We start from the raw sequence: 18,833 nt of genomic DNA on the forward strand, positions 1-18,833 counted from the left end.
GGCGGCTAACCGCCCTTAAAATATTAAGCGTGGAAGTCTGTTTTAGAAACTTTCACTTCGGCAACGATTTCCTTGCGGATAGCGAAGTCGCCAAAACACTCGCCTTCGTTACGCTCCTTGGCCCACTGGCCAATTAATTTATCTAATGCTGGTAGGTAAACGTCTTCACCTACGTTTTCTAGGTAAAGCTTAGGTACGCGTGTACCTTCACGGTTACCACCTAGGTAAACGTTGTATTTACCTGGACCTTTACCTACAAAACCAATCTCAGCCAACATCGCACGACCACAGCCATTCGGACAACCAACAACACGCATAATGATGTCGTCGTTCGGAATTTCGTGCTTCGCTAAAATTGCTTCTGTTTTCTCGATAAGTTCTGGCAAGTAACGCTCTGCTTCAGCCATCGCAAGCGGACACGTCGGTAATGCCACACACGCCATCGAATTCTTTTGCTGTTCAGAGTGCGAATCGTCAATTAAACCGTGCTCACGGGCAATCTGCTCAATAATGTCTTTTTGATCAGCTGGCACACCGGCAACAATTAAGTTTTGGTTTGCTGTCATGCGGAAATCACCTTGGTGAATTTCAGCAATCTTACGACAACCCGTTTTAAGTGGCTTACCCGGGTAATCTAGAATACGACCACTTTGGATAAATAGCGTTAGGTGGTGCTTACCGTCAATGCCCTCTACCCAGCCGATACGGTCGCCACGATATTTAAACTCATATGGACGGCTGTCTTCAAATTTAACGCCAGCGCGGTTTTCAACTTCTGCTTTAAATGCGTCACTACCAAATGTATCTAACGTGTACTTAGTTTTTGCATTCTTACGGTTAACACGGTTACCCCAGTCACGTTGCACAGACACTACGTGCTCAGCAATTTTCAACGTATGCTCAAGTGGAATAAAACCAAAGTCATCAGCCTTACGCGGGTATGTGTTTACATCACCGTGGGTCATCGCAAGACCGCCACCAACTAGTACGTTAAAACCAACTAGTTTGCCGTCTTCTGCAATCGCCACAAAGTTAAGGTCGTTAGCGTGTACGTCTACTTCGTTGTTTGGTGGAATCGTAACCGTGGTTTTGAACTTACGTGGTAAGTAAGTTGACCCTAAAATTGGCTCTTCTGTTGTTTCAGTCTTCTCACCGTTTAACCAAATTTCAGCATACGCTTTGGTGTGTGGTAGTAAGTGCTCAGAGATTTTTGCAGCCCACTCGTAAGCTTCTTGGTGCAGTTCAGACTCAACTGGGTTAGTCGTACATAGTACGTTACGGTTAACGTCACCGGCAGTTGCAATTGAGTCAATACCAACGCTATTTAGCATTTGGTGCATTTCTTTAATGCCCGGCTTTAACACACCGTGGAACTGGAATGTTTGACGCGTTGTTAAACGAATACTGCCGTATATGGTTTTATCGCCAGCAAACTCATCAATCGCAAGCCACTGCTTAGGGGTAATAATACCGCCCGGCATACGCGCGCGAAGCATCACGTTGTGCATTGGCTCTAGCTTTTGCTTAGTACGCTCAGGACGAATGTCACGGTCGTCTTGTTGGTACATACCGTGGAAACGGATCAACTGGAAGTTATCCGCTGTAAAACCACCGGTAAGCTGGTCTTTTAAATCCGCTTCAATGGTACCGCGTAAAAAGTTACTTTGTGTTTTTAGTCTTTCGTTATCAGCAAACTTGGCATTTGGATCTAGCTTGCTGTTAGGTTTGTAATCTGTGCTCATGGCTTATCCTAAAATTCTACTGTGACGGTCAGTGTGGTGTACTAGCACTTGCTACTAGTACACGTCTTTTTGATAACGGTTGTTGCTGCGCAGCTCTTTTAAGTAGCTTTCAGCTTGCTCGTCATCTTTGCCACCATGGGCTTTAATAATGTCGATAAGTGCTTGGTGAACGTCTTTCGCCATGCGGTTTGCATCACCACAAATATAGAAATGTGCACCTTTTTCTAACCATGCAAATACTTCTTCACCCTTTTCGCGAATACGGTCTTGTACATATACTTTTTCTGCTTGGTCGCGGCTAAATGCAAGGTCTACTTTGTTTAGTAGGCCAGACTTCACATAACCTTGGATCTCTACTTGGTATAAGAAATCTTGGGTAAAGTGTGGGTTACCGAAGAATAACCAGTTTTCACCTTGTGCTTCACGTGCATCACGTTCTTGTAAGAATGCACGGAATGGTGCGATACCTGTACCTGGGCCGACCATAATAACTGGTGTGTTATCGTCGCTTGGTAAACGGAAGTTATCGTTATGCTCGCTAAATACTTTAACTTGTACACCTTCTTCAGCGCGGTTTGCTAAATAACCTGAACAACCGCCAAAGTGTTTTTCACTAAAGGCTTCAAATTCTACTAGGCCTACTGTTAAGTGTACTTCTTCTTCCACTTCAGCTTGGCTTGAGGCAATTGAATATAAACGTGCTTGAAGCTTACGTAGGCTGTTAACTAAATCTTGTGCGCTAATATCGCTTGGGTTTTGCTTGATAATATCGAAGATTTGACGTGCTTCGATGTACTCACGCATTAATGCTTTATCTTCAACGAGCTTTAATAGCTCAGCGTTGTTTGTCGCTTGTGCGTACTTTTCAACAAAACCAGGGTAAGACTGAGTTAGCTCTAGTTTTTCAATTAACGCTGTGCGAATTGATAATGTTTCTTCACCTAACGTGATTTCAGTCGCGCCATCAATATTTAATAGTGCTAGCGTTTCATCAACCAGTGCTTCGTCATTTAAGAAGTAAACACCTAATGAATCACCTGGAAGATACGTGATGTCAGAGCCTTCTAGTGAGATCTCAATGTGACGTACGTCTTTTGTTGAGTCTCGACCAGTAATTTTTTGTACCACACTTAGCTCAGCCGCAAATGGGTTTTGCTTAGTGTATTGGCTTTGCGCTGGTGCTGCACCAAAGCCAGCCATTGGAATAACCTGTGCTGAACCTTGCGATTGTGCTTTTAGCTCAGGCTCGAATGCATCAACCGCACCACCGATCCAAGCAGTAGCTTGGTCTTCATAATCAACATCTAAATCAGCACGCGCAACTACAGTTTCTGCGCCGAGTGCTTTAAAGCGCTCTTCAAAATCAATCGCTGTCTGGCAGAAGAATTCATAGCTTGAATCGCCTAGGCCGATAACGGCAACTTTAACACCATCTAGCTTAGGTGCTTTTTTCGATGCTAAGAACGCATGTAGGTTTTCAGCGTCTTCTGGCGGCTCACCCTCACCATAAGTAGAAACAGCAACAGCAATAAACTTTTCTTTTTTAAGTTGGGCAGGTTTATAGTCAGCCATGTTCACCAGTTTCACTGCTAGGCCTTTCGCCTCTGCAGCCGCTTTTAGCTGGTTAGCAACGCCTTTGGCATTACCTGTTTGTGAACCATAAAGAATGGTTAATGCCGCAGCTTCACCAGCTTGTGGTGCTGCGCCCGCAACCTGACCTGATAATGCTGCTGTATTGGCATTTGCTGCTAAGTAACCACTCACCCAAGCTTGTTGAATTGGGTTCAGTTCAGCAGTAAGCGCTTGTAACTTCTGTACTTGCTCTGGCGTAAGCGGACTCGCTTGCGCAGAAAGTTGACTTAACAACATGGAATTTTTTCCTCGACCACCAAATGGTTTATACGTTTCTTAACGGTGCTTGTTATACATCTAGTAACAACACACCTTTTTAAGCTTCTCTGATGGTGAAATATAACGATGTCATGGCAAAGAAAAAAATAATAGAAAGTGCTTTGTTATTCCAAAAAGGAATGTATGACGTGTTATTTATAATTTTTTTTGAGAGCCGATGCGTTAATTGATTGTTGTGCTTGAAATTAGTTGCGGCACGTTGCGGTATTTCGATTGGATAATATTCAATAAAGGTAAGTGAAAGTGATTACTTTTAGTGGTTTTAATCACAGTGAGTAGGTTGTAATTCACTGTGATCAATCTCGCGGGTGGTGTTTGTGAACGAGTTACTCAACCGGATAAAGTGTGATTTCAATGCCCGCGCCTATGGCTGAAATTCTAAGCAAGGTATCGGCATGTAGTGCTTGGTTAAAACACTTTGGATTTTTACCGCTTTGAAAGCCAATATCGAACGTGCGTTTTGTACAGCTAAGCCATTGCTTTAAAGCGTTGCGAGAGCAGGACTCAATCAATTCACATAAGTGATTAATTGCGCTGTCAGGAGAGGTTACGTCAGCGTTAGCTTCTATGCGTGCTAACTGACGAGTTTCATCTTTGTCGTAGTGAAGTACCATAGCCGACTTACCCAAGTCTGAAACTAGTTGGGCAATATCTTGTTTTGACTCGATTTCTAGGTCGACATTAAGAAACTGAATATCTGACATTGATGTTTTCTCTGTAATTGCTTAATCGCTAACTTTACATTAGATTGGCTTTTATCTCTAGTTTCGCAAAGATCATATTCCATACTGTAAAACCCAATAAAGAGAATAATAATGAAAAAATCGTGGTTTAAATGGGCGCGTAAGTGCCACAAATGGTTAGGTTATTTACTCGCGTTACAAGTATTCGCATGGTTATTGGGTGGTTTAGTTATGAGTGCGATTCCACTGGAATATGTACACGGAAAACACCTTGCCAAACGGCAGTTAGAAAACCCTTTCTCGCAAGATGTATATACAAGTGATTTTGATAATTTTAAGCAATACAAAATAGGATTGAAAAATGTCAATTTCATACACTTCTTAGAGACGCCTGTAATTGAATTAGTCGGCCATAAAGAGCGAGTTTACTTGCATGGCAAAACAGGAGAGAAACTCGAGCCACCTAACAAACAGCAAATTATCAGGCAGGCAAAAGCCCATTACGTGGCTGATAGCCAAAACATAGACGCGACCGCATCACTGTTAAAAGAGGGACCGAGAGAGGTCGGTTACAGAAACAACATTTGGCGTGTAGACTTTGTGGATAATGTTAACACTACATTGTATATACAAGCTAATTCGGGTCAGGTAATTACTGTACGTAGCACTATTTGGCGTATTTTTGATTTCTTTTGGATGCTGCACATAATGGATTATGACGAGCGTGAAAATTTTAATAATCCATTATTAATTAGTTTTGCCGCTGTTGCAGTATTGTTTTGTATTTCAGGAATGATGCTGTTGTTTCAAAATATGCCTTTTAGAAAAAAACGAAAAGCCTCGGCGAATTGAATTGTTGTCATAAAGCTTTCTTATAAGTGCCGCTAATTTGTCATCGGATGTTTTTAGCGTAAGACTTATTACACATAAGGAAGCGCGAATATGGCTAAGCAATATTATTCCTGTATTTGGATCTCAGATGTGCATTTGGGTTACAAAGACTGTAAGGCTGAATTCTTACTGGATTTTCTCACCAATACAGAATGCGATGTGCTTTATTTAGTTGGCGATATCATTGATTTATGGTCGATGAAGCGACAATTTTACTGGCAATCAAGCCATTATCAAGTGCTAGAGTGTATTCGCAACAAAGCTAACTCTGGCACACGCGTTATTTATATTCCCGGCAACCATGATGAAACCTTTCGCGCTTATGTTGGCGAAGCATTTATGAATGTTGAAGTGCATCGCAGTTTTATTCACACAGCCAAAACTGGTAAGCGTTTTTTGCTTGTGCATGGCGATGACTTTGATTCTGCAACACGTTATAGCAAACTGATCAGTATTATTGGCGATAGCGCATATGACTTTTTACTGTTTTTAAATCGTTGGCACAATCGTGTGCGGCACTTATTCGGCAGTCATTATTGGTCGCTTGCGTCGTGGATTAAAAACCGAATTCATAAAGCGCGACAAGCAATCGCTGCATTTGAAAAAGCCGCTGTGCACGAAGCAAAAAAGCAAGGTGTTGATGGCATTATTTGCGGTCATATTCATCAACCTGATATCAAAAAGATTGATGGCATTTTGTATTGTAATGACGGTGATTGGATAGAAAATTGCACTGTGTTGGTTGAGGACGAATCAGGCCGAATTGAGTTGTTGCATTGGTCTGATATTCAAACCAGCTTGAAAGTGGTCGATTTAAGTCAGAAGCACAGCGAGCAGGCTGCTTAAACTTGTTTTGATGTGTGAGTTTGTAGATGCTTTAGCTTGGGCTGAAGCATCTAACACCTACTTACTACTCTTTTTCGATAGTAAGAATGACTTCACCTACTTTGATACCAAACTTAATAATTTCGGTTCGGTTGATTAGACGTTTTTCATTAATCAAAAACATCCAATCGTCTAGCGTGACTTCGAGCGGTTTGCCTTGATAGTCAATTACTAGCTGATAACGCCAATAAAGTGCAGAGCCTTTAGCCGTGCCCATCGCAGTACCTACCACATCATTGGCGGTGCCTTTGTAATTGCCGTCGCCTAGGTTTTCTAGATACCAAGTGCGTGTTTGTTTTTCCCCGTCATCATAGACAAACCATTCTTCGAGTTTGCCTTTATCGTCTTGCCAAGTACCTAGTAGATCAACACTAAAGCGTCGTGTTAATCCACCCGAGCGATCAAGCACTACACCGTGAGCCGTTAATTTACCGTTAAAGAATTGCTCTAATTTAAGTTTGGGAGATGTGCTTGTGTAATCGTTAATATCTGGGCTTGAACATGCTGAAATTAATATGGTTAGTGCCACAATTAGCAAGTATTTCATTTTTTATCTCCAACAAGTTTTGCCCGCAACTTTGGGCGAGTGGTTTTTTCCGATAACCAAATATTTAAGAAGGCATCGCCAAAGTCTGGATCGTTAACTGTGCCTAAAAGCCCTTGATGATTGAAAAAGCTTGCGCTGTTGTCTTCATTGCGCGTCACAATCAGCATGTCATTCTCTTTAATGTTAGGCCAAATAGTAGCGAGTTGATCTAGCCACTTGGGTATATTTTGATGAGTTACGCCAATGTGTTGCCACTGGTCAGCTGTTGCTTCTATTAAGTCCTCTTTGTCTATATCTCGGTAATAGGTGATTTTCAGCGCGAGTTTAGCGTCGTCAAATGAGTAACGCGTTTTACTGCCAAATAGCTCGGCTTTGTATAAGTGCCAAAATAGCACTTTCATCTCACCTTCACCGTATTTAGTGAGTTGGTTTGTTTGTATCGCAAACAGGCTTGGGGCGAATAAAAAGGTCGCAAATAGTAATGTTTTAAACATGGCTAACATCCAGTTAGTTGTGTTTAGATTCTACGAGCCTTTGTTTAAAAACGATCAATGCGGGTAGTAGCAGTGCCCAAATAATTGCATACACAGTAAAGAGTGATAGTTGGCTTAAAGGTGTGGTGATGGCAGAAAAATTAAGTGCACCAAGGTAACTCAGTGCACCGCCAAAAGCGCCAATGATGGCAACTAGCCATAGCTTACAATTACCTAACCAACTTAATGAATGATTAATTGAAAGTACAAACATAATCCAGAGGCATAGCAGCCAAAGTGGGAAGTGCTCGGCGGCAAAACTAATCACATTTAGTTGAAAGAGTATGTAATCAATCACACAACCAAATAGGGCAAAGGGTAATAGCTTTACGTCGCTTCGTTTTGTTGGCGATAAAGCAAAGTGAAGGGCAACGATTAATGGAGTCAGCCAGCTGGCATTTGCTGTGAGTAGCGCACAGCAAAACCAAGCTAGCTGAAATAAAACAAGGTTAGTAAGCCAAAATTTGTTGGTCATGATCATCGCGATAATGAGGCTTACGCATAACGAGCTGGTGGGTGCTGATCACACGCTCAATGAATGCGCCTTCGCAATAACATAAGTAGAAATGCCACAGACGCTTAAATTGCTCATCAAAACCAAATTGAGTTAACTCTGACCAGGCGTTGTCAAATTTCATGCGCCAATCGTAAAGTGTTCGCGCATAATGTAAGCCAATGTCTTCCACGTTATCGATCATCATATTAGTTTGTTCGGCAATGTGCTGATTCATTACCGCATTAGACGGTAAACAGCCGCCCGGAAAAATGTAGCGCTGAATAAAATCAACGTTATTGCGGTAGTGTTCGTAACGGGCATCTAAAATGGTAATTGCTTGAATCAGCATTAGGCCTGAGTCTTTCAGTAGGCTGTTGCATTTAGCAAAAAACTCCGCCATAAACTTATGACCAACTGCTTCAATCATTTCGATTGAAACCAGCTTGTCGTATTTACCTTCCAGTAAGCGGTAATCTTTTTTCAGTAATGTGATTTTATCTTCTAACCCTTCGGCTTTTACTTTTTCGACGGCGTACTCGTATTGCGCGTCAGAAATTGTGGTTGTAGTAACTTTACAGCCATAATTCTTAGCAGCAAAAATAGCTAATCCGCCCCAGCCGGTACCGATTTCAATTAAATGGTCACTTTCAGAGAGTTTAAGCTTGTCACAAATGGTTTTTAATTTATTAAGTTGTGCTGAATGTAAGTCAGTCGCTTCATTTGAATAGATGGCGCTTGAGTACATCATCGTGCTATCTAAAAAGCGGGTGTAGAGCTCGTTACCTAAATCATAATGGGCGAGAATGTTTTTCTTTGAGCCAGATTGTGTATTGGCATTGCCCCAGTGAAACAAAAAGTTTTTAATTTTAGTTAACAGCGATTTTTTAGCTTCTACTTGGTCGAGCGTACTGCTGCTGCGGGCAAAAACACGAATTAACTCGGTTAAGTTGGGTGATGTCCACTTCTTGTTGAGGTAGCCTTCTGCTGCTGCAATGCTACCGCCTTTAATAAAGTCGATATATAGGCTTGGATCAAGCACTATTAACTTGCCTCGTAGTTCACTGTCTTGGTTTCCTAGAAACGTAATCTGACCGTTTTCTTCAATTTCTACGCCGGCATTTTCAATTTGATTCAGTGCGTTTAAAACAAGTGAGCGACAGCGTGATGTAAACCACGATAACTCGTTTTCCTGCGTTAGATTGGTTGAGCTGGTACTTTGCTGCTCCATAATTATCCTCTCGCGTTTGGGTGCGCAATAAATGGGATGCGTTTGGCAAAAAGCTTAAGTGCTTGCCAGTAAATGCCAGCGACGACTTTTAATGTCATTGCTGGTGTACTAAGCCATGTTTTAAGCATATTTTTGCGCGAAAATTCGCAGCGTGATAATGCTACTGTGGCGTCAAACACTTTCTCTGATTTATGGTTTTCGATATGAATAAGTACTTTTTCTTGTGGCGCTTTTACACGCCATACATATTGCATATCTAAATCCATAAACGGCGACACATGAAATGTTTTATCCATGCGTTGTTGTTTAGAAATATCCACTACATAGTAGTGACGCTCTAGCCAAGGCGTATTCGAAACTTCAACTAACATGGTTGTACAAACATTATCTTGGTCGTAACAAAAGAAAAAATTTGCAGGGCTAAAATAGATACCGAAATTTCGGCATTGCCCCATAAAGGTTACTTTTGTGCCATCCCAGTTACCACCTAACTGTGTAACTTTACTGGCAATACGTTGCTTTAAGTTGCCCGGTTCACCTTTAATATAATCGTCTTGAAAAAAGCTAATTGGCGCGAATTTTTTAAGGCTAAACAAACGGCTATTTTGGGCGACTAAGTCTAGCTCGTCTAAATCAAGTGCCAGCATATACATGCTATAACTAAAGGAATGTTGCTTAGGTGAAAAGCGTCTATGCCTTACTTGTCCACAGTATATGCCGCTATTCATAGTTATAGTTCGCAATCAAAGCGTTTACACACGTCGAGCGCGCTGCGAACACCATCTTCATGAAAGCCGTTATACCAGTACGCACCGCAAAAGTGTGTGTGATTAGTGCCGCAGATTGTGTCTCGTTGCTGCTGTGCCGCCATACTTTGTTTATTAAACACTGGGTGATGGTAAACAAAGCTGCGTAAAATTTTGCTTTTATCAATTTGTTCAGTTTGATTGAGCGTAACACAGTAAGTAGTGTCCGTTTTAAGTCCCTGTAATATGTTCATATTATAGGTTACTGCAGCGGGTCTTGGGTTATTACTGTCTAAACGATAATTCCAGCTGGCCCACGCAAGCTGGCGTTTTGGCAGCATGTTTATGTCGGTGTGCAGTACCACTTCATTCTTGCTGTAAGGAATATTACCGAGTATTACTTGTTCTTGCTCGCTTGCATCGCCTAGTAGTTTTAATGCTTGATCGGAATGACAGGCAAATACCACGTCATCGAATAGTTGAGTTGTACCGTCTGCAAATTCTAAAGAAATACCGGTATTGCTGCGCGTAACTTGCTTAATATCGCAGTTGAGGCGAATTTTATCGGCGAAGCGGCGCGTTAATGGCTTAATGTATTCTCGCGAGCCGCCTTTTATAACATGCCATTGCGGTCTATCGCTGATATTTAATAAGCCGTGGTTATAAAAAAAGCGAACAAAGAATTTCAACTCGAAGTCTCGCATTTCTTGTAAGCTGGTAGACCAAATAGCCGCGCCCATAGGCAAAATATAATGCTGGCAAAAGAAATCGCTAAAGGCGTGTTGGTCTAAAAAGTCGCCGAGCGTGAGCGCTGGATCTATATCGGTTTGATGTAGCTGCTTACAGAGTTTATTGAAACGTAGAATATCTTTGATTAGCAACCAAAAGCGAGGTTTAAAAATATTTGAACGCTGCGCAAATAATGAATTGAGGCCGTGGCCATTGTATTCCATTTGGCTTTGCACATTGTGCACGCTAAAGCTCATTTCGGTATCTTTGTAAGCAACCCCAATTTGCGATAATAGCTTTAAGAAGTTGGGGTATGTTTTGTTATTACAAACAATAAAGCCCGTATCAATTGCGTGCTTTTCACCATTATGTTCAATATCAACAGTGGCTGTGTGTCCGCCAATGTAGTCGTTTTTTTCAAATAGGGTGATATCGTACTTCTTCGATAATAAATAAGCGCAGGTTAAGCCTGAGATACCACTGCCAATAATGGCTATTCTTTTCATTATTTTGTCATCCTAATAGCAAGTTTGCGCCAGATAAAAAACGGTAACAGTGCGAATGTTTTAAGTATTAAGGTAAAGCGTTTGGGGAAATGAATATCGTAGTGTTTGTTTTTCATACCTCGATAGATTGCCTGCGCTGCTTGTTCACTGGTAATGCGGCTTGGCATCGGGAAATCATTTTTATCGGTTAAAGGTGTCGCAACAAAGCCTGGGTGAATTGTACTGACTCCAATATTGTGGCGTGCCAAGTCAATGCTTAGAGTTTTCGCTAAATAGCTTACGCCAGCTTTTGACGCACCGTAGGCCTGTGAGCGGGTAAGCGGCACATAAACAGCACTTGAACTCATTAAACCAAGTTGCCCGCCCGTATTTAACTGGGGTAGCCACGCCTCTAAACAATAACCAACAGAAATAAGGTTGGTGTTGATCACACGGGCAAATAAATCACCATCGAATTGTTTTGCGTTATCTATGTATTCACAGGTACCCGCGTTTAATATGATTTGGTCGAGTGTGATGCTTTTATCTAACGCGCTAGATATTGCTTGCTTGTCATTTAGGTCAAAAACCAGTGGTATGATGCTGTTAAATTCAGTTGTAAGCTTATCGAGTTTTTCTTGGTTGCGTCCGCACGCGTACACAGTAAAGCCTTGAGCTGCGTAGTATTTAGCGAGTGATTCACCAATGCCTGATGAGGCACCTGTAATTAATACCGTATTCATGCGATGGCACGCTTTTTAACTAAATTTATTAACCCGCCAAGCACAGGGATATGTTGATAAAGCATATCGGCAGCGTTGAAATAATCTCGGTGAAAAATGACTTTACCGTCTTGGTACTCGAGGTAACTGTTGCCGTCAAATGACACTTCTTTGCCTGCTTTAATTTTGCTATGCGAGAAGTACATGGTCCAGTAGAGGCTAACGGCATTATCTTGTTGCAGTACCTTTTTCATTTCAAAACGCCCAGCGTCTAAGTTTTCATATAGGTTAGAAAAATACTTGGTAAGTGCAGATAGGCCATCAATGCGGTGCAGTGGGTCAATAAACACAACATCTTGATGATAAATATTAGCCAGTAGCGACAAGTTGGCGCGGTCCAACTTGTTGTACATAGTTAAAAAGTCATCAATATACTGTGTGTTACTCATCGTTATTTAACTCTTTCTGATAATAATCAAGTGCCTGCAAGCGGGCTTCTTTTAAATCTACCAGTTGTGGCCAGTAGCTGTGATTGCCAACCGAATTTAAATAGGTTTGTGGTTGATGAATATACTTAAGAGGTACATTCTCTAGTTCTGGTAAATACTTACGAATAAAGCTGCCATCAGGATCAAACTTTTCACTTTGCGTTATTGGGTTAAAAATTCTGAAATAGGGTTGTGCATCGCAGCCGGTGCCTGCAGCCCATTGCCAGCCACCACTGTTGGCGGCAAGGTCGCCGTCAATAAGGTGTTGCATAAAAAACGCTTCACCTAAGCGCCAATCAATCAATAAATGCTTGGTTAAAAAGCTTGCTACAATCATACGCAGGCGGTTATGCATCCAACCAGTTTGCTTAAGTTGGCGCATAGCGGCATCAACGATCGGAAATCCGGTTTTTGCTTCGCACCAAGCGGTAAATTTAGCGTGATCATTCGGCCAGTCGAAGCCTTTAAATTTGCCTTGAAAGTCGTGCAATTTGTTTAGATTTGGAAATGACAGCAGCAAGTTGCGATAAAACTCACGCCAAATTAGCTCGTTTAGCCAAGTAAAAATAGGCGCTTTTACATCTTCAAGGACGTGCGGACAATAAGATAATAGATCGTATAAAACCCTTTTAGGGCTAATTGCGCCAATGGTTAAGTAAGGTGAAATACCACTTGTACCTTTAATCGCTGGGAAATCCCGATCGCGCGCGTAGTCGATAACTTTATCATTTAAAAAGCGAGGTAAAACGTGTTGCATAAACTCGTGTGCCAAAGGCCATTTACTTGAATCTTGCTTAGCATAATTAAATGTAATGTTACTGGCTTGATTAGGGCTTTCTTCACTTTGTTTAATTGCTGCAAGATAATTTTGGTTAAAGCCATGCTTCTGCAGCGTTTTTACCCATGCTTTTTTGTATGGCGTAAAAACTTTGAACATTTCATTTTGTTTATTAAGCACTGCGCCATAAGGCAAAATGGTGTCAGCATCGTATAGCGTTAGCTCCAGTTGCTGCGCAACTTTGTTGTCACGTATTTTTTCGCGTAATTCCGGTTCGCTATTAGCTACTACCGAAGTAATGTCATTTTCTTGGCAAAACTCTGATAGTTGCGCAATTTGTTGCTCAAACGTATCGCATTCAATAAAGCTCACTTTAATTCCGAGCTTGGTAAGCTGGTCGCTAAACCAATTTAAATGACGCTCAATAAAGTCAATTTGAATGCCTGAATGATTGTGGCTTTGCCAAGTTTCATAGGCAGTAATAAAAACTGCATGCTGGCAATTTTGTTGTAGCGCATAAAATAAAGCGGGATTATCGTCTAAACGAAAATCCCGTCTAATCCAGTAAAGAGTACTCATTTATAATCCGTATCTGAGCCTTAAATCCTTTGGGTAAGGGTCTAAATAAGCTTGATTTGCCAAATAATCATTTGGGTAAGTTTGCAAATGATGGTTGATCAAAGTGAGTGGCACCATTAACGGCACTAAACCATCGTGATAAGCGATAATATTTTCACTAAGTTCTTGTTTATTCTGCTTAGTTAGATGCTTTTTAAAATAACCTTGAAGGTGTTGCAAGGTATTCGTGTGATTTTTTCGGGATGCGGGCTTTTTAAGAGCCTGCATTAACATCGTAATGTATTTATCGGCTAATTGTTCCACTGGTAAATCGTTTTCTTCACCAAGCAATCTGCCGAGAGCTTTATACGCTGCTACATTATGGCTCATAACTAAATACTTTTGTTGACCATGAAACGTCGTCAACTTGTGTATCGTAAGCCCCGATGCGACAAGGTTTTGCCATTTTTTGTAGGTAAACACGCGCAGTACAAAATTTTCGCGTAGGTGCGGGTCGTTAAGGCGGCCATTTTCTTCACAGGGTAGATTTGGGTTAAGTGCCATTACTTGCTTAGCAAATAAACCAACGCCATCGTGTTCACAACCTTTGCCGTGCTCATAGTAAACTTTGACACGTTCCATACCGCAACTTGGGCTGCCTTTCATAAACACAAAACCACTTAAATGAGACATTTTACTCGCGGATCTTTCAGCGTATTCGTTCATTTTTAGCGTAACGTCCATGCTGCCATCGGGACGTGAAACATGGATCATATCGTCGCGCTTAATTTGCCTAATAGTAGGGCGCGGAACAGGTAAACCAACCGCGACCTCAGGACAAAATTTTTGATACTCGACAAACTTTCCTAGCTGGTTAACGCAAAAATCAGATTTTTTATGGCTTTTGTCAAAGCGTACTTGGTCACCCGTTAAGCAGGCGCTAATGCCAAGTATAATTTTATCCTTATCTGTAACCATGGTCCCTCCTAGTAAATAAATTTACCGATTGGATTAAGTAACTTGCTTAAACCTTGCGTAAAGTGCAGCGAATCACTTGAAACAGTTAAGCACAGGCAACCGTGTTCTGTAATTGGATTATGTGTATGTTTTCCGTCTAACCAAATAAAGTCGCCTTTATGATACTCACCCATATCGTCTTTAAAGCTACCATCTAATAATAGTGTAATCTCAAAGCCATTGTGAGTATGTTCAGGCACTGAGCCGCCACGGTCGATGTGCAACAAGCTGGTGTGCAAATTGGCGTCTTCTAACCCAATGCGCGAACGCGATAATTTACCTAAGTTAGCCCAGCTGCTTAGTTCTAAATTTTTCAACACTTGAGGCAAGTAATAGCTATTTTCTTTCAGTGATAACTCAATCGGTTGCGCTGCAACGACGTCATCAAAACTGTCATCAAGCGTAATATCGTTGATTAAAGCATCTAAATCGATATCTGACAGATAATCACTGTTGTTAGTGTCGTTACTAGTGTACGTAAATGCGCCTTTTGCTGCCTCAGCAGTGATTGCTTCAACTTGCTGTTGGCAATGAGGGCACAATTCAATATGTGCGGCGATAACAACAGAAATTGAGGCTGGTAATTCACCGGCACAATAGGTTTTGAGCAGTGAAAGTTGTGGGTGGTGCTTAATCATTGTCTGCTCCTATGTGCTGTCTCAATTTTGTTAGGGCTAAACGCAGTCGCGATTTAACGGTCCCTAACGGAATGCTTAGATTCTTTGCTAATTGCTCTTGCGATAAATCTTGAAAATATACGCCTTGAATGATTTGTCTCTGGTTATCAGGAAGACGATTTAAATACTGTGAAATTTGCTTATCCATTAAGTGGTCGGCAAACACGTGCTCATCTGAATTTTGCGCTTCTGCTAATGGCCAAATATCATCGCTTAGTGTGTCTTCGTGATTAGCTTGAACTTTGCGCAACATATCAAAACTAATATTACGCATAACTGTGTATACCCACGTTGTCGCAGCACCTTTCTCTTGGTTGTACAGGTGAGCTTTACGCCAAACGTTAGTCATAGTTTCTTGCAGTAACTCTGAAGCCATGGCTGGGTTGTTAAATTGCTTTCTGCCAAACCCTAAAATTTTTGGTGAAAACCATTTAAATAGGCGCGCAAATGCTTGTTTGTCACGCTTCTCGGCTATGTCATTTAGCCAGCTAGATAGCGTTTTGCTGTCAATTTCCTGCCCATCTAAAGTTGCGTTTTGCTTCATCGAAGATCGGTGATTATTGGTTGTTGTTGATATCATCATAGCGCTCTGACAATAAAATCATAGTAGACAATACGCAGTGAACACAAAAGCGATCAGTTTTCTTGACCTAAAATAATAGTTTTTAAAAAATCATCGGCTTGAGTAAAACTATCTGCGTTAGTAAAAAGTTGTTTTTTCTCGAAAGACAGCGGCAAAATTTCTAAAAACCGCGCACAAACCCAGTTAATATCGTCAAACTTTGGTTCAGGATATAAAGACCCCTGCTCAGGAAATTCTTCAAACACATGATGTAGCTTAGCAGCGAGCACTGAATGGTGTTGTTGTTCGCTTTGCTGCGGCCAGTGAGGTACTTCGCTGCAATCAGCGAAACGCAAGTTGTCTTGATCCATGGTTACATTTTGGATGGTCACAAGGCTTTTCGCTTTGATATCAATATGCAGCAATTCGCCTTCTTGGTAGAAGTTAATAATATCGACCCAGGCGCCGAGTTTAGGCACGTTAAGCTCAGCTTGATGATCGTACAAACACAACACAAAGCCATTTTGTTGGCAGGCAATCGACACCATTTTGAGATAACGAGGCTCAAAAATACGTAGTCGGGTTACGCCGTCGGGCAGCAAAAATATTGGCAATGGAAATACAGGTAGATTCATAAGTAGCTTATTTTGAACAACATAATATGCTTATACGTATTGTTGCTAAAAAAGATCCATCTACAAGGAGATTACTTTGTCTTGGTTGCTTTTGTTGTTGGCAAGTTTGGCGTGGGTACTATTTGATTTTTGTCGAAAACGTCTGGTTGAAAATAATAGTCCTTTACTGGTGAGTTTTGTTTTTAGCTTGTTCACGTTACCTGTTTACTTGGCTTTTTGGCTGGCCACTGGTTACTCGGAGTTGCCTCAAGTAATCGTTTATTATGTGTTTGCCAGTCTAAGTGGTCTGTTGGCAGCGCTTGGTGCGGTGTCCTTTATTTCGGCGCTTGGGCGTGGCCGTTTTTCTATTTTGCTGCCCATGCTCGCGCTGACCCCTTTGATTGCAGCGCTACTTAATGCAGTCTTTTTTTCAAATATTCTTACCTGGCAGGCTTATACGATTATTGGTATTTGCGCATACGCCACATATCGGTTGCTTGGTGAAGGTTTTGCGATTACAGAGCCGGGCGCTGGATTTATGTTACTCGCAGCATTTTCTTGGGCGGCCTGTATTTGCATCGATCAATTTGTATTACCACATACATCGGTGAGTTTTCATGCATTGTGGGTTAACTTGATTATGATCGTAGTGCTTTTTTGTTCGCTTATTGTTAGGCGAAAAAGAGCGCTGCCGCCAAAGGGAAGTAAAACCCATTGGGCGATTGGCTTATGTGGTTTTGCAGCTGCAGTATTACTGCAATTTAGTGCGCTCAGATATTTAGATGCGAGTATTGTTGAGGCGGTAAAACGTGCGATTGGCATTGTGACTGCAATGATTGTAGGAAGCGTTTTTCTAAACGAAAAGTTAAAGCCATATCAGTATGTATACGGTGTGATTATCATCTTTTCAGTATTGATATTTAGCTTTGTTACTGAGTAACACAGATCATTTTATAAAATTAATTTAAATTTTTTTGAACTTCCTCAAAACGGCTGTGTCTATTGAAAACAAGAAAGAGATTTCTTGTTTAGATATTTCCCTGAAGCATTAGTTGTTGATGATGCACTTTCGGCTCACATCCCTGTGAGCCTTTTTTATGCCTGTAATAAATCTAAATTTACATTTTTCTCAGCAAAATTCTTTTTTATTTCCTATATTTGAAAGTACTTACTTGAGCGTTAAATATCTCTATGGATAGAATCAAAAAACATCCGGAAATAAAGTGCTTTGTAACTGTGGCGACAATTGTGGCACAGCTAGAAGTGATTTTGACTGAAGCAAAAAGCTTATCGCTTACCTCCAAAAACGCCAGAGTTGTCGCAATTAGGGCGGGAGAGGCTGCTTTAGGCTTCAAATCGATCACCAATTTTATCAACGAGTTTTCCGGGCGCACCATTCAAACAACAGAACATATTAACTTACACGCCAGTCAGTTGTTTCGGCTCGCGTTACAGCATTTGCGCGCTAGTCAATTTGAGCAGCATCTCGCTAATAGCCTTTCATTGTTTGATCATCCGAAAAGTCGCGCATTACATCACAAGGCGGCAGGCCAAGTGAAAGATGCCATGACAGCGCTTAAACATGAATTGCAAAACTTACAGTGGCAATTTGAAGAGATAGAACAACAAATGCGCGCAGCCGAATACATCGCGGTGACGTCCCGCGTAGAAGCATCACAAGCGGGTGAGTTTTGTGCCAGTTTGGAATCTGTTTCAGACTATATCAGCTCCGCTGCAATGCGTATTAAAGGCGCTATAGAAACTAACCTCAGCACACTCGATGAGTTAGAAAGGGTATTTAAATGAAATCGACCGATTTGTACCAAGGTAAACATCATAAATGGATTGTGTTTGGCCGGGATCAGGGAAAATCAGAAAAAATAATTGATACCAACCAATATATGATTGTGACTAACCAGCAAACCATGTTGTTAGACCCCGGTGGCATAGAGTTATTTTCTGCAATGTTAGCTGGCATATTAAGTCATACTGAACTCGAAAAAGTGACTACCTTATTTGCATCACATCAAGACCCAGATATCATTTCATCACTCGGTTTATGGGATAAAACTATTCCAAATGCCAAGCTATACGCGCCTTGGCTGTGGGAAGGGTTTATTCGCCACTTTGGTATGGATAATATTGAATACAAGTCGATCCCCGATGAAGGGCAAGAGTTGCGCTTAGATGGTGTGACGTTTCGTTTTATTCCAGCCCATTTTTTACATTCCTCGGGTAATTTTCATGTTTATGATGCTGAAGCCAAAATCCTGATGAGCGGTGATATTGGCGCTGCGCTTGAAGAGCCAGATGCTCCCATGTTTGTTGAAGACTTTGCCAAACACGCCGATAAAATGCGTTACTTTCACCAACGCTGGATGCCATCAAATAGCGCGAAAAAGAACTGGATTGCACGTGTACGCGAACTTGATATAGTCATGATGGCGCCACAACACGGGCGGATCTTCAAAGGAGAAGCAGTTCAAGAGTTTCTAGAGTGGTTTGATAATTTGGAAGTTGGTATAGTGAATTCGTAAGTTG

21 protein-coding genes are annotated in these 18,833 nt (G+C 41.4%); 5 read left to right on the forward strand and 16 right to left on the reverse strand.

Annotation, left to right across the window (positions count from 1 at the left end; translation table 11 throughout):
• Positions 1-23: 23 nt before the first annotated feature.
• The 3 genes from cysI to ACXAFE_RS00810 form a co-directional block, all read right to left on the reverse strand.
• The gene (gene cysI, locus ACXAFE_RS00800) at positions 24-1,742 is read right to left on the reverse strand and encodes an assimilatory sulfite reductase (NADPH) hemoprotein subunit (protein ID WP_475147109.1); all 1,719 of its coding nucleotides are present in this window, start codon (positions 1,740-1,742) and stop codon (positions 24-26) included.
• A gap of 54 nt (positions 1,743-1,796) precedes the next feature.
• On the reverse strand, positions 1,797-3,611 hold the full coding sequence (locus tag ACXAFE_RS00805; RefSeq protein ID WP_475147114.1) for an assimilatory sulfite reductase (NADPH) flavoprotein subunit: 1,815 nt from the start codon (positions 3,609-3,611) through the stop codon (positions 1,797-1,799).
• A 368-nt stretch (positions 3,612-3,979) separates the two neighbouring features.
• A complete protein-coding gene (locus ACXAFE_RS00810; RefSeq protein ID WP_475147118.1) occupies positions 3,980-4,357 on the reverse strand; it encodes a hypothetical protein in 378 nt (125 codons plus the stop codon).
• Positions 4,358-4,468: 111 nt separating this feature from the next.
• On the opposite strand from ACXAFE_RS00810, the gene ACXAFE_RS00815 reads away from it, so the two are divergent.
• Both ACXAFE_RS00815 and ACXAFE_RS00820 read left to right on the forward strand, forming a co-directional pair.
• A complete protein-coding gene (locus tag ACXAFE_RS00815) occupies positions 4,469-5,188 on the forward strand; it encodes a hypothetical protein (RefSeq protein ID WP_475147123.1) in 720 nt (239 codons plus the stop codon).
• A 90-nt stretch (positions 5,189-5,278) separates the two neighbouring features.
• The gene (locus tag ACXAFE_RS00820; RefSeq protein ID WP_475147125.1) at positions 5,279-6,073 is read left to right on the forward strand and encodes a UDP-2,3-diacylglucosamine diphosphatase; all 795 of its coding nucleotides are present in this window, start codon (positions 5,279-5,281) and stop codon (positions 6,071-6,073) included.
• 64 nt (positions 6,074-6,137) lie between these two features.
• Here the strand turns inward: ACXAFE_RS00820 and ACXAFE_RS00825 are convergent, their stop codons facing one another.
• From ACXAFE_RS00825 to ACXAFE_RS00885, 13 genes are all read right to left on the reverse strand, one after another.
• Positions 6,138-6,659: a DUF3833 domain-containing protein gene (locus tag ACXAFE_RS00825; protein ID WP_475147128.1), complete on the reverse strand. Its 522-nt coding sequence runs from the start codon at positions 6,657-6,659 to the stop codon at positions 6,138-6,140.
• On the reverse strand, positions 6,656-7,153 hold the full coding sequence (locus ACXAFE_RS00830; protein WP_237131550.1) for a chalcone isomerase family protein: 498 nt from the start codon (positions 7,151-7,153) through the stop codon (positions 6,656-6,658). Before ACXAFE_RS00830 ends, ACXAFE_RS00825 begins: the two co-directional genes overlap by 4 nt.
• A 13-nt stretch (positions 7,154-7,166) precedes the next feature.
• Positions 7,167-7,667: a DUF2878 domain-containing protein gene (locus ACXAFE_RS00835; RefSeq protein ID WP_475147134.1), complete on the reverse strand. Its 501-nt coding sequence runs from the start codon at positions 7,665-7,667 to the stop codon at positions 7,167-7,169.
• Positions 7,642-8,916, reverse strand: coding sequence for a class I SAM-dependent methyltransferase (locus ACXAFE_RS00840; protein ID WP_475147139.1), 1,275 nt, complete (start codon positions 8,914-8,916; stop codon positions 7,642-7,644). The genes ACXAFE_RS00835 and ACXAFE_RS00840 overlap by 26 nt, the downstream gene beginning before the upstream one ends.
• Positions 8,917-8,918: 2 nt before the next feature.
• On the reverse strand, positions 8,919-9,644 hold the full coding sequence (locus tag ACXAFE_RS00845; RefSeq protein ID WP_475147142.1) for a DUF1365 domain-containing protein: 726 nt from the start codon (positions 9,642-9,644) through the stop codon (positions 8,919-8,921).
• Positions 9,645-9,646: 2 nt separating this feature from the next.
• Positions 9,647-10,897 (reverse strand): NAD(P)/FAD-dependent oxidoreductase, encoded by a 1,251-nt coding sequence (locus tag ACXAFE_RS00850; RefSeq protein ID WP_475147149.1) that lies wholly within the window; start codon positions 10,895-10,897, stop codon positions 9,647-9,649.
• Positions 10,897-11,619 carry an SDR family NAD(P)-dependent oxidoreductase gene (locus ACXAFE_RS00855; protein ID WP_475147158.1) on the reverse strand — a complete coding sequence of 241 codons (723 nt, stop codon included), beginning with the start codon at positions 11,617-11,619 and terminating at the stop codon, positions 10,897-10,899. The genes ACXAFE_RS00850 and ACXAFE_RS00855 overlap by 1 nt, the downstream gene beginning before the upstream one ends.
• Entirely contained in the window at positions 11,616-12,047 is a 432-nt protein-coding gene (locus tag ACXAFE_RS00860) for a nuclear transport factor 2 family protein (RefSeq protein WP_475147166.1), read from the reverse strand. The genes ACXAFE_RS00855 and ACXAFE_RS00860 overlap by 4 nt, the downstream gene beginning before the upstream one ends.
• Positions 12,040-13,443, reverse strand: coding sequence for a deoxyribodipyrimidine photo-lyase (gene phrB, locus ACXAFE_RS00865; protein WP_475147170.1), 1,404 nt, complete (start codon positions 13,441-13,443; stop codon positions 12,040-12,042). The genes ACXAFE_RS00860 and phrB overlap by 8 nt, the downstream gene beginning before the upstream one ends.
• Complete coding sequence (locus ACXAFE_RS00870) at positions 13,444-14,400, reverse strand: YbgA family protein (protein ID WP_054980488.1); 957 nt, start codon at positions 14,398-14,400, stop codon at positions 13,444-13,446.
• An 8-nt stretch (positions 14,401-14,408) separates the two neighbouring features.
• Positions 14,409-15,077 carry a ChrR family anti-sigma-E factor gene (locus tag ACXAFE_RS00875; RefSeq protein WP_475147177.1) on the reverse strand — a complete coding sequence of 223 codons (669 nt, stop codon included), beginning with the start codon at positions 15,075-15,077 and terminating at the stop codon, positions 14,409-14,411.
• Complete coding sequence (locus ACXAFE_RS00880; RefSeq protein WP_475147184.1) at positions 15,070-15,660, reverse strand: sigma-70 family RNA polymerase sigma factor; 591 nt, start codon at positions 15,658-15,660, stop codon at positions 15,070-15,072. Before ACXAFE_RS00880 ends, ACXAFE_RS00875 begins: the two co-directional genes overlap by 8 nt.
• 92 nt (positions 15,661-15,752) lie before the next feature.
• A complete protein-coding gene (locus ACXAFE_RS00885) occupies positions 15,753-16,313 on the reverse strand; it encodes an LON peptidase substrate-binding domain-containing protein (RefSeq protein ID WP_475147190.1) in 561 nt (186 codons plus the stop codon).
• A gap of 76 nt (positions 16,314-16,389) precedes the next feature.
• Here ACXAFE_RS00885 and ACXAFE_RS00890 point away from each other — a divergent pair, with 76 nt between their 5' ends.
• The 3 genes from ACXAFE_RS00890 to ACXAFE_RS00900 all read left to right on the forward strand — a co-directional run bounded on the left by ACXAFE_RS00890 (position 16,390) and on the right by ACXAFE_RS00900 (position 18,829).
• Positions 16,390-17,232, forward strand: coding sequence for an EamA family transporter (locus ACXAFE_RS00890; protein WP_475147194.1), 843 nt, complete (start codon positions 16,390-16,392; stop codon positions 17,230-17,232).
• A gap of 308 nt (positions 17,233-17,540) precedes the next feature.
• Positions 17,541-18,098: a chemotaxis protein gene (locus tag ACXAFE_RS00895; RefSeq protein ID WP_475147198.1), complete on the forward strand. Its 558-nt coding sequence runs from the start codon at positions 17,541-17,543 to the stop codon at positions 18,096-18,098.
• The gene (locus tag ACXAFE_RS00900; RefSeq protein ID WP_475147203.1) at positions 18,095-18,829 is read left to right on the forward strand and encodes an oxygen-binding di-iron domain-containing protein; all 735 of its coding nucleotides are present in this window, start codon (positions 18,095-18,097) and stop codon (positions 18,827-18,829) included. Before ACXAFE_RS00895 ends, ACXAFE_RS00900 begins: the two co-directional genes overlap by 4 nt.
• Positions 18,830-18,833: the final 4 nt, after the last annotated feature.

Source organism: Pseudoalteromonas sp. ABV4_021 (genome assembly GCF_056159365.1).